Source organism: Planctomycetaceae bacterium, assembly GCA_041398785.1.
GTDB lineage: Bacteria > Planctomycetota > Planctomycetia > Planctomycetales > Planctomycetaceae > JAWKUA01.
Map to the genome: position 1 here is coordinate 200,296 of JAWKUA010000012.1, position 11,739 is coordinate 212,034.

The following is an 11,739-nucleotide window of genomic DNA, read 5'->3' on the forward strand; positions in this document are numbered from 1 at the left end:
GCCCCGAACGTCGATAGTCGTCCGGTGAACCGAGCGGTCTAACCGTTTCCGAAGTTGTCGAAGTCTTCGAACGCGCGGTCGATGTCATAGAACCCGAAATCATAACCGGCCACGCTGTCACCGCTGATGACGCGAAGTGACAGGGGCTGAGCGTCGTACAGAGTTTCCGGATTGACGTAGTAGCTGTTGTCCAGCCGCGCGATGAACGTTCCTGACAGCGCGCCGGGTGCCGGCCCGCTGGCTCGGTCCCACTGAAACAGACTGCCGTCTGCCTTGATATACACCCACTCACGCAGCCGGCGGCTGAACAGCCAGCGTTCCTTCTCCGTGCCGAAGTTCTCAAAGAAGTCGCCCGTAAACACCAGGTCCAGTTGCTGGTCGATTCGATACGCCACCGGTGCAAACGGGCTGGCGAACGGCGTGGTTTCGAATGTGCCATCCTGAAGCTCGTGGCGCACGGTGTAGGTTCCGGGAACCAGGTTCGCAAACTCGTAGATTCCCCGTTCCGTTTCCGGATCGATGCTGTTGCTGTTGTCCAGGTCGACATCGGCCGTGGACACTTCCGCAACAACGTGATTGGCGCGATCCAGCAACTGCACAATCTGGTTGTTGGTATATGGTTCGCCCGCCTGGCGGCTTCCGCTGCGGTCCAGATCTTCGAAGACACGACCGGAGATCACGACCGGCTGATAGTTACCGAATGTCGGCCCGGCTGCCTGGCCACTGCCGGCTGTGTTGATCACCGGATCGACGGCGTCCCACAGCAGTTGAGGACTCGCATGATAAATCGGATCGAGCTGCGCGATTTCCGTTCCCATCAGCGGACCGCGATTGCCTCCGCTGGTCCGGTCCCATTCAAAGACCTTTCCGTCAGGCAGAATGTAAACCCAGCCGGTATCTGTCCGCAGCCAGTTTTCAAACAGGCCGCCGAAGTTTGTGAAGTAGTTGCCCGTGTAGCGCAGGTTCAGAGTGTCGTCCAGCATCAGCGCTGTGTCCGCGTCGGGGCCTGGTCCGGAGCTCTGGCGGTATCCCGTCTGCTGAACCTCCCGGATCGAAACCGACGGCTGCATGACCACCTGGAAACGATAGACGCCGCGTTCGGTTTCCGGATCGATCGTTCCGCTGTTATCCAGATCGATGTCTGCGGTGACCGCCGTGTCGATCACCATGCCCATCGAATCCAGCAGCTCAATCGTCCAGCCGTTCAGGTACGGTTCGCTGTCGCTTTCCGTCAGCAGAAACGGGTCGATGTAGTACCGCACGTTCAGATTGGCGACGACAGTTCCCGACAGCATTCCGGGAGTGCGATCCCAGCGGGTGAACGTGCCGTCGGGCAGGATGAAGTGCCAGTCCAGACCGGAGGATCGCACCCACTTCTCCTGCCCGCCGTAGGTGTTCGGGAAGAAGTTGCCGTTTTGTGCGAACAGGTTCAGATCGACGACGGACTGCGGCAGACGAGCGCCGTCGCCATTCAGATCCAGGAACTTGCGGCCGGTGACTGTGAAGATCTCGATTTCCGCGGCGCCGATGTCATAGGCGGTTCCCTGTGGCCGGGCCACGCCGCGCTGGTCCAGTGTGATGCCGCTGCCGCTCAGATCCATGCCGGCATTGATGGCCGGGCTGCCGACGATCAGGGCGTGCGTCGGCGTCAGACCGCCGTTGTCGGCCAGTACCGGATTCAGCACAAGCGCGATGTCGATCGTGCCGGCGCCGGAATCGCCTACGAGATTCCCGTCCGTACCGTCCGTCAGTCCGCCGCTGGACGCTGCATCTCCGATCAGGTTGTTGAAGCTGACTCCCGCGACGCTGTCACCGGCGATATCGTCGGGTGTGTTGCCGGCTCCGGAATCGTTGCCCGCCACAATCGTGTTGGTCAGACCGGTGGCTCCACCGCTGTCGGTGAACAGTCCGCCCCCGTTGCCGCCGCTGTCCGCATGGTTTCCGGTAATCGTGCTGTTGAGAATGGTGAGCGTGCCCTGGGACGAATTCCACAAGCCTCCGCCTTCGTTGGCGGCCGAGTTCCCGCTGATCGTGGAATTGGAAATCGTGACGCCGCTGTTGGCTGTGATGTGCAGCGCGCCTCCGTTGCCCGGTCCGGGCCCTGCCGAATTCCCCGTCAGCGTTGATGACGTGACGGATGTGGATCCCGATGAGTTGTCCTCAATGCCTCCACCCGCGCGACTGGCGCCGTTGCTCTGAATCACGGTGAACGAAATTGTCAGCGTGCCGGCGTCGTCGTTGAAGATTCCGCCGCCCGAGCCGGCCGTACCGTCCGCAGCGTTGTTGGAAATCACGACGGCTCCGTTTGAGCCGTCGACGATCAGTGTTCCGCCGTTGTTGAAGATGCCTCCGCCGCCATTGGTCGCGGCGTTTCCGGAAGCGGTGTTCGCGTCGATTTCTGCAGCGTCCTGAATGGTCATCGTGCCGGTGTTGTTCCACAGCCCGCCGCCTTCATTCGCCGCATGGTTGTTGCTGATCATGCCTCCGCTGACAGTGGTGTTCGCGGCTCCGGTAATGTGGATGCCCCCGCCGTTGCCCGGATTCGGTGTGCCGGCGGCAGTTCCGTCGACGTCATTGCCGGTCAGACTGGTGTCGGTCAGTAAAAGAGTTCCCTCCACCACTTCGATTCCGCCACCCGCGCGGTTTGCGGAATTGGACAAGATCGACGCGCCGGTGATCGACACCATTCCGTCGGTGCTGAAGATTCCGCCGCCGCTGCCTGCAGTTCCGTCCGCCAGATTGCCGGAGATCGTGACCGCGGACGCCGTGCCGTCGATTGTCAGTGTTCCGCCGTTGTTGAAGATGCCTCCTCCGCCGTCGTCGGCCGCGTCACCGCTGGCTGTGTTTCCGGAAATCACGGTTCCGTTCTGAATGGTCATCGTGCCGGTGCCGTTCCACAGGCCACCGCCTTCCAGGGCCGCGACGTTGCCATTAATGGTCCCGCCATCGATCAGGATGTCGCCGGCGCCGGTCACATGTAGCCCGCCACCGTTACCGGGATTCGCGGCCGCTCCGTCACCGATGTCGATTCCCGCGCTGTTGCCGGCAAGCGTCGCACCGGTCAGCGTCACGCCCAATCCTGCACCGGAGGCGTCTTCGATGCCGCCGCCCGCGCGGTTGGCCGTGTTGCCGGTGATTGACGAACCGGAGATCGTCAGAATTCCGCCGGCCGCGTTGAAGATCCCGCCGCCGCTGCCGGACGTTCCGCTGGCCACGTTGCCGCTGATGACCGTGCCGTTCTGAATCGTGACCGACGCGCCGTTGTTGAACAGGCCGCCGCCGCCTTCGGTCGCGGATGTTCCGGTCGCCGTGTTTCCGGAAATCGCCACGCTGTCGATTGTTGCCGTCGTCGACGTGCCGCTGGTCGAATTGTCGATCAGGATCCCGCCGCCAATCGAAGCGGAGTTTCCGGAAATCGTGCCGCCGGTGATGCCCAGAGTTTCCACTTCCGTCACCCACAGACCGCGACCCGGCGTGCTGACCAGTGCAACACCGGTCAGTTGCACGTCGTCCGTGGCGGCCGTTCCGCCGTTGATAATCAAAGACGCCACCCAGGCCGCGTCCAGAGCATTCACCGCGAGGGCATCTCCCTGATTGCCGAGGTTAATGGTCAGCGAATTCGTCGGGTTGGGGATGATCGTGTCTTCAATCGTGGTGCCGTTGTCGATCAGCTCAATTTCGCCGGCATTCGTGCTGTCCTGCAGAACTGCGTTGTTCGCGGCGTCGGCGGGCAGGTTCAGAATCGTATCGGCCGAATCGCCGGCCGTGACTGGTTCCAGTCCGGTGAACGTGATCATCGCGCCGTCGACATCGATCGAACCGTTGTTTCCGTCGGCGGACGTTGTCGTGTAGCTGATCGTCTGAGTCGTAAACGTTCCCAGCACTGTCAGCGAATCACCGCCGCTGGCACCGTTTTGTGTGCCTCCGTCGAATGTCAGGCCGCCGGGGACGGGATTGCCGCCGGAGAAGTCCACGGTGACCGAATCGTCGCCGTCACGTCCGTTGATCGTGATCGGCCCGGTGATATTCGCCAGCGGAATTGTGATCGTTCCGGTGCCGCTGCCGGCAACCCCGGTTCCCGTCGCGGTGAATGTCGCGCCGTTGGTGATCACCAGATCGGTTCCGCTGACCGCCAGGTTCAGGCTGTCGTCGGTGGTTCCGCTCAGGTCAGTGATCGTCAGGTTTCCGTCGCTCAGCGCCACGTGAGCGTTCGACGTCGATTGCACAGGAATCAACTGTGCGCGGATTTCTCCCGAACCGATCGTGGCACTGTGAATGTTGATGTACAGCGCATTGTCAAACAGCATTTCTTCCTGTGCATCAGACAGGGTCCACATGCCGGAGAATGATCCGGTCAGCGAGGTGGAACCCGCGGTATGCGTACCGGCGTCGACGAGGTTGAACAGAATACCGGCGTTCATGTTCGCGGCGTCCGGTGCCAGCACGAGTCCCGGACCGTGAATGTGGGCCGCGCCAAACGCGCTTTCCAGATCGTTGAATCCGAAGTCCGCTCCGTAGGCGAACTCAAATGACAGCACGTTGGTTGCTTCGTCATAGGTGATTCCGCCGCCGGTTTCGTTACCGGATGCCACGCTGGCATTGGGAGTGCCTTCGTTCAGCCCCGACAACCCGGCCGCGTGGTCGGCGGTGTACGGGTTCGCGCTGACGTTCAGGGCTCCGCTGAGCGGCGAAAGATCGATCAGCGTCAGCAGGCATCGATCTTCCAGCATCTCCGTCGCCCCCGATCGAAGCTGCCGAGTTCGCAGCAGCCGTCGTCGGCTTTCGACTCGCCGGTTGTCTGAGTGTTGAATGCGATGCGAAAGGTGAGTCAGCCAGGTTCTGAACATGAAGGTTCTCCCGAAGTGCGGGCGTCGCGAATGGAGTTGCGGATGCCGAAGTGACAGCGCGGAGATCAGGTGGCATCCTTCGCGTGATCCGTCCGAACCGTCTAACTGATACGGTGCCCACGGCGACGGAAAAAAACAAGCGACTGACTTCGACACAATCTCCATTCGAAGCGAAACGAAGGCCGCCGGTTGCCCGCAAACGCTGCCTGGATTCCCCGGTTTTCGGGACCGTTATTTCCTGGATGACTCGCAGTTCAATTCTGTGTCGGACATTCGGCCGCGGGTGCGACGAAACAGGCGATTCCTGCCGAATGAACGGTGGCAGCGGCAGGTTCGTGCCGATTCCTGATGATGGCAGAAGGACTTGAATCTGCATCAGCTACGGAGGCTTTCGCAACTGCCAGTTTCCGTCGATGCGTCGCAGAAAGGAAGTCGCCATGCGACTGACACACCGAACACTGGCTATCGCCGCGATCAGCGCCGTCGTCTGCGGATGTTCCGCCGATCGTGCGTACACGCCGGCGACTCCGCTTCGCAGCACCGTGCAGCCCGCGCCGCGTTCTGAACACGATCCGCCGGCGAATCCGGTTCCCCGTCAGGATTTCAGCGAACCGCCGATGGTGCCTCCGGCAATTGGTGTGTCGCGAATTAAGCGTGTTGGGTTTCTGACGGAGCTTCGCGAAGGATTCTCCCGACCGGTCCATTCCTATTCCGTTTCATCCGGCAACTGCGGCTCACAGGATGCTGTCTGCGGCGACGCGTGCGTTCCCGGTGAAAAGCCTGCCTGTGTTCGCCGGCACCGCTGCGGTCTTCTGAAGCGGCTGTGTTTCTGGAAGCGACATCGACATCCTGTGTGTCGTCTGCACCCGGAATGTGCCGAACCGCTTGTGCTGCATTCTGGCAACGGATGCGGTGCGAACAACGGATGCGGTGCGGGTGGCGGATGCGGTGAACTGTCGCGAAACAGCGGCTGCGGAGACTGCGGACTGATTGCTCCCGACACCAACCGACAGTTGCCGGGAGCAGGGCACACGCTGGGTGCTCGTCCCTTGACGGATCGGCTGGCCGATCCCTTCGTCCACGATGCTCCGCCGGTCGCCGACGACACTGAATTTTACACGTTCCCGGAATCGGATGTGATTCCACCGGCGCCAGTGACGCAGGATGCCGAACTGCAGCCAACGCCGATACCCGTGCATCCGCAGTCCGTCACAAGTGGCGAACTGCCTTTGTGGCCGCGTCGCTGCACCGGCGGCACTGCTTCGTCGGCCTTTGTTCCGGAGCTGTCCGATCTTTCCGAGCCTTCGGCGACCGAATCTTCGAACGTTACTCGGTCTGCGGGTATCGTGATTCAGCCGGCTCTGCGAGCGGGCGATACCATGCTTCGCTGACCGATTTACTGACTGCGATGAATGCTGACGGGCGGCCGATCTCCGGCCGCCCTTTTTATTTTCCGGTCGCCGCAGCGGAACCAGTTGCCGTTGTCGCGGCGGTCGCGCCGTAGATCCTGCGGCTGGCGAACCAGGGATAGATGGCCGGCACAACCAGCGACGTCAGCAGCGTCGAGGTGATGAGCCCGCCGATCACGACAGTGGCCAGCGGTCGCTGCATTTCCGCTCCGTCGCTGGTGGACAGCGCCATCGGCAGGAATCCCAGACTGGCGACAAGTGCAGTCATCAAAACGGGACGAAGGCGGGAATACGCCGTTTCACGAGTCGCGGTTTTCAGCGGCACGCCTTCAAACAGCATTCGTTCTGCCGCGCTGACCCAAACCAGGCCATTCAGCACGGCGACGCCAAACAGGGCGATGAACCCGACGCCTGCGGATATGCTGAACGGCATGTCTCGCAGCTTCAGCGCGAACACACCGCCGGACGCTGCCATCGGCACGGCAAGAAAGATCAGAAACGCCAGCTTCGGCGACTGAAACGTCGTGTACAGCAGCAGGAAGATCAGCAGCAGCACCAGCGGCGTAATCAGAACCAGACGCCGACTGGCGGACTGCAGGTTTTCGAAATCACCGCCCCAGCGAATTTCATAGCCGGGAGGCAGCCGGACCTGATCGGCCACCGCGCGCTGTGCTTCGCTGACGAACGTGGCCACGTCGCGGCCGCGGACGTTTGCCGACACAAACGTGCGACGCCGGTTGGACTCGTGTTCGACGCTCGGCGGTGTCTCTTCCATCCGGATCTCCGCAAGTTCGCGCAGAGGAACCGGCTTGCCTCCCGCGGAGGCCACCGGCAACTGTTCCAGCCGCTGAACTTCGGCTCGCCAGTCTTCCGGCACGCGTACCAGAATCGGAAACCGCGCGCGGCCTTCAAAGATCGTGCCGACCCGATAACCGCCCAGAGAAGCGACTACGTCCATCACCTTCTGTGCTTCAAGACCGTAGCGAGCCAGTGCCTGGCGGTCAGGCAGAATCGTCAGTGTTGTCAGGTTGGCCTGGTAATCCGCCTTGACGTCGACGGCTCCCGGAATGTCGCGCAGGACGCGTTCGACCTGCTTCGATTTGTCCGCCAGCATTGCCAGGTCATCTCCGTAAAGCAGCACGGCGACGTCTGCTTTGACACCCGCGACCAACTCGTCCACGCGCATTTCGATCGGCTGAGTAAACCCGAACGCGACGCCCGGAACCCGGCTGTTGAGCAGTTCGGACATTTCCTCGATCAGGTCATCGCGATTGACGCCTTCGCGCCACTGGTCGTGAGGCTCCAGGATGACCCAAACGTCGGTCTGGTGAACTCCCATGACGTCGTTGGCGATCTCCGGCCGGCCGGTTTTGCAGAACGCCGTCTTCACTTCCGGCAGGCCGATCAGTTCCTGTTCAATGCGAGTTGACATTTCGATCGCGCCTTCCAGCGACGCACTGGGCAGCCGCACGGCTTCGATCAGCAGGTCTCCTTCTTCCAGACGCGGCATGAATTCCGCTCCCAGATTTAATCCCACCGGGATACTGGCGGCAAAGACAAACAGGGCGGTCATTGCTGTCGTCACCGGATGGGCGATGGCTCGCGAAACGACCGGCGCGTAGAACCATTTGATCCACCGCACCAGGAACACGTCTTTATCCGACATTTTTCGCGGCAGCGCCAGCGACGCCATCGCGGGCATCAGCGTCATGGACAGAATCAGAGAACCGCCAAGTGCGAACAACACGGTCAGAGCCATCGGCCGGAACAGTTTCCCTTCGGTTCCCTGCAGCATCAGAATCGGCAGGTAGACGATGCAGATGATCAGTTCGCCGAACATTGTGGGTTTACGAACTTCGATGCACGCATCACGAATCACGGCCATGCGGCTGCGGCCGTCGGCGTTGTGCGACAGGCGATGCATGCAGTTTTCCACCATGATCACGGACGAGTCCACGATCAGGCCGAAGTCGATCGCGCCCAGACTCATCAGGCTGGCGGTGATGCCGAAGGTGTGCATCATGTTGGTGGCGAACAGCATCGACAGCGGAATGGCCAGTGCCACAATGACGCCGGCTCGAAAACTTCCCAGCATCACCAGCAGAACAAAAATCACCAGCAGTCCGCCTTCGATCAGATTCGTCATCACGGTTTTCAGAGTCCGCCCGATCAGCGCGGACCTGTCGTAGGTGATTTCAATCGACACGCCGTGCGGCAGAGTCGGCTGAAGCTGATCCAGCCGTTCCTTGACGCGACCGACGACTTCGCGCGAATTTTCACCGATCAGCATCATGACCAGGCCCGTGACGGCTTCACCGCGAGCGTCCCGTGTGACGGCACCCTGTCGCGTCATCGGCGCGGTGCAGACCTCGGCGATGTCGCGCACCAGAATCGGGGTGCCTCCCGGTTCGCGGCGCACCACGATCTGTTCGATGTCCGAAATTCCCTGCAGCAGCGCCTGGCCGCGCAGGAATCGCTGTTCGTCGTGATGCACCACGTAGCCGCCGCCGGCCGCCGCGTTGTTGGATTCGATCACGGTGAACAGTTCATCCAGCGTGATCGAATAGCTGTTCAGCTTTTCGGGATTCGGACGAATCTCGAACGTCTTGTAGAATCCGCCGTGGGTGTTGATTTCTGTGACGCCGTGAACCTCGCGAAGCTTGGGAGCGATGTCCCATTCCAGAATCGTGCGCAGGTCCATCGGGGAATACGCCGCGCCGCGAACTTCGAACTGCAGGATTTCGCCAAGTGCCGTTGTCAGCGGGCCGAGTTCCGGTGTCCCGTAGCCGGGGGGAATCTGCGAAGCCGCGGAACTAAGGCGTTCAGACACAACTTGTCGCGCGAAGAAAATGTCAGTGCCCTCGTCGAAGACAATCGTGACGACGGAGATGCCGAACTTCGACACACTGCGAAGTTCTTCGACGTTCGGCAAACCGCCCATCGTGGCTTCCACCGGATACGTCACGTAACGTTCGACTTCGACCGGTGACAGCGATCCGGCGTCGGTGATGACAGTCACCTGCACGTTGGTCATGTCCGGCACGGCATCGATCGGCAGCGACAGCGCGGCGTTGACTCCCGCCACCGCCATCAGCAGCGTCAGTGCCAGTACAAGAAAACGGTTTTCCAGCGAGAATTCGATCAGTCGGGCGAGCATGGGATCGTGGCTTCAGAAGGCAATCGGGAATCGCAGGCGAAATTCGGCGGGCGTTCTATTCCTCACCCTCCAGCAGCAGTTCACTCTTCAGATAGAACGCGTCTGACGAAAGGACCTGCTGGCCTTCTGTCAGCCCGCTGACGATCTCGACCATGTCGTCAGAGCGGCGACCGGTGATCACGTCAGCTTTCCGGAACTTCCGTTCGCCCTGAGGCACAAAGACGAACGCTTTGCCGTCGTGTTCGACGATGGCGCTTTCGGGAATGCAGAGTGCATCGATGGCGTCTCCGGTCGGGATGGTGGCCTGAGTGAACATGCCCGGCCGCAGCAGTCCGTCCTGGTTGTCGACTTCCGCGATCAGCGGAACGGCGTTGGTTTCGGGATCCACTTCCCGGCCGACGAAGTACACGCGGGCGGTCAGCGAAGTTTGTGTTTCGGTCGGCAGACTGAGCCGGATTTCATCGCCGGGCAGAAGTTTCAGCGCCGCGAATTCGTGTTCGCGCAGGTCGGCGGCCACCCACAGTGTTGCCGTATTCGCCAGCACAAAGACAGCGTCACCAACCGCCACACGTTCCGACGGTGCAAACGCCCGTTTTTCAATTGTGCCGGCGAACGGTGCTTTGATCTCCACGTGCGACAGTGGTTCCGGCGATGCATCGGACGGTACGGCTGCGGCAGTTTCGGCAGCCGCATTTGCGGCGGGCTTTGCGGAGTTGTCCGCGCTGCCCAGAAGAGTTCGTACGTTTTGACGTCGCAGGTCCAGACGCCGCTGAGCATCCTCAACCAGATTTTGCGCGGCGCGACATTGCTGCCGGGCATCGAATTTTGACTGTTCCAGCAGGGCCGACAGCTTCGCGGCCGTTGTGTCGCGTTCACTGAGCCGTTCGCGGACGACTCGCGCGGACAAAGCCCCGCGGGCTCCGTCATCGCTGATCGCATCGGCCATTTGTTCCGCCAGCAGCAGTTCGGAATACGCGGTCAGCAGCGTCTGTCGCACCGAACCCAGCGACACGTCGCGAAACTGTTCGCGAATCTGATCGGCTTCCTTTCGGTCGTGGATAGCCGCGGCCAGCGCCGTCAGCCCGTCGAAGGTTGTCTGTTCCCATTGCAGCTTTTCCTGAGCCAGCCGCAGATCCGCTTCACTCTGCATGACGTCAGCGCGGGCATGGCCGACTTCCGGACTGCTCAAAATCGCCAGTACCTGACCGGGGGCGACGTGGTCTCCCGGTTTGACCAGAACGTCGGTCAGAATGCCGGGCGTTGCGACTCGAACTTCAACATGCCGCCGGTCGTCGTATTGCAGTCTGGCCGGCACCACGCTTGTCGGCTGCAGCCGTCGCCGTTCTGCGGTTGCCACCTGCAGACTCAGCGCGGCCGCTTTCGGTTCCGGAAGCACAACGACATCGGCTGCCGCATCGGCGTCATCGGAACCCTCGGCCGCGGCGACCGCGTCCGCAGCGTTGTCGACGTCTGCTGTTGAACCGGTCCATAACCACCACAGCACGGCGGTGCCGCAAACGGCGATCGTAATGAACGTCAGCAACGCAGATATGCGAGAATTCATGGACGGAATCTTTGCAGGATGATGAGTGATGGACGGTCGCGGGCAGCAAGCTGCGGAACAATGCGAGTCGGTGCGAACTCCGGTTCCCCGGCTGGCGGACAGAACAGGTTCGGACTTTGCGAAGCGGGCCTTCGGGCGTCTGTGCCGAGCACGTCACGTCAGCAGCAGAGCAAGCGATACTCGGCGACGGCGACCACGGAGGCGTGCCGCGGAACAGGCAACTGAAGAACAGCCGTGAATGCGACCCTTCTTAGCGCAAAGCGACGCCGGTCAACGCGCACATCGGCGCGGACCCGGCAAACGACTGCAGGAAGGATCCGGCGTCTCCTGAGCATGGCCGGCGCTGTCGTGGTTCAGCGGCATTCAAGCGATACAACGCGGCTGAAATCTGATCGTCCATGTCAAGATCCGGTGCCGCCATATTCCCGGAACTCTGTGCCGTGACGACGGCGAATGCAGCCGTCAGATCGACCGGCACTTCCGGCCACGACGCCTCGTCATCATCGTTCGGCGGCTGATCGGGCATTGCCAGGTGCCAGTGCCATTTGTTGTCGCAGCCGTCTTCCGGGCACTCGTGGAACGCTGCGATGTGCCGGGCATAGCGGACCGCGCTGTTCCGCAGCGATTCGTGATGATGCACAATCGGCACCGGTCCCCGCCACGCGCAAACACATAGCAGCAGGCACAGCAGCCGCTGAGTTCCCGGTGTTCGTGATAAAGGCGAAGCGGACATGGGCACGAATTCAAAAGCGTCCGGTTGGA

General features: G+C 61.5%; 5 protein-coding genes. 1 reads left to right on the top strand and 4 read right to left on the bottom strand.

Annotated elements, in window-relative coordinates; genetic code table 11:
* Positions 1-38 precede the first annotated feature (38 nt).
* On the bottom strand, positions 39-4,847 hold the full coding sequence (locus R3C19_15575; GenBank protein MEZ6061767.1) for a CHRD domain-containing protein: 4,809 nt from the start codon (positions 4,845-4,847) through the stop codon (positions 39-41).
* A 437-nt stretch (positions 4,848-5,284) separates the two neighbouring features.
* On the opposite strand from R3C19_15575, the gene R3C19_15580 reads away from it, so the two are divergent.
* On the top strand, positions 5,285-6,238 hold the full coding sequence (locus R3C19_15580; GenBank protein MEZ6061768.1) for a hypothetical protein: 954 nt from the start codon (positions 5,285-5,287) through the stop codon (positions 6,236-6,238).
* Between the two features lie 55 nt (positions 6,239-6,293).
* Here the strand turns inward: R3C19_15580 and R3C19_15585 are convergent, their stop codons facing one another.
* The 3 genes from R3C19_15585 to R3C19_15595 form a co-directional block, all read right to left on the bottom strand.
* Positions 6,294-9,413, bottom strand: coding sequence for a CusA/CzcA family heavy metal efflux RND transporter (locus R3C19_15585; GenBank protein ID MEZ6061769.1), 3,120 nt, complete (start codon positions 9,411-9,413; stop codon positions 6,294-6,296).
* A gap of 55 nt (positions 9,414-9,468) precedes the next feature.
* Positions 9,469-10,977, bottom strand: a complete 1,509-nt coding sequence (locus tag R3C19_15590) for an efflux RND transporter periplasmic adaptor subunit (protein MEZ6061770.1) — start codon at positions 10,975-10,977, stop codon at positions 9,469-9,471.
* 250 nt (positions 10,978-11,227) lie between these two features.
* The gene (locus tag R3C19_15595; protein ID MEZ6061771.1) at positions 11,228-11,710 is read right to left on the bottom strand and encodes a hypothetical protein; all 483 of its coding nucleotides are present in this window, start codon (positions 11,708-11,710) and stop codon (positions 11,228-11,230) included.
* Between the last annotated feature and the right edge of the window lie 29 nt (positions 11,711-11,739).

What these genes read in the sequence shown, in the direction of transcription:
- R3C19_15575 (MEZ6061767.1), bottom strand. Translation starts at nt 4,847, where the DNA reads ATGTTCAGAACCTGGCTGACTCACCTTTCGCATCGCATTCAACACTCA.
- R3C19_15580 (MEZ6061768.1), top strand. Translation starts at nt 5,285, where the DNA reads ATGCGACTGACACACCGAACACTGGCTATCGCCGCGATCAGCGCCGTC.
- R3C19_15585 (MEZ6061769.1), bottom strand. Translation starts at nt 9,413, where the DNA reads ATGCTCGCCCGACTGATCGAATTCTCGCTGGAAAACCGTTTTCTTGTA.
- R3C19_15590 (MEZ6061770.1), bottom strand. Translation starts at nt 10,977, where the DNA reads ATGAATTCTCGCATATCTGCGTTGCTGACGTTCATTACGATCGCCGTT.
- R3C19_15595 (MEZ6061771.1), bottom strand. Translation starts at nt 11,710, where the DNA reads ATGTCCGCTTCGCCTTTATCACGAACACCGGGAACTCAGCGGCTGCTG.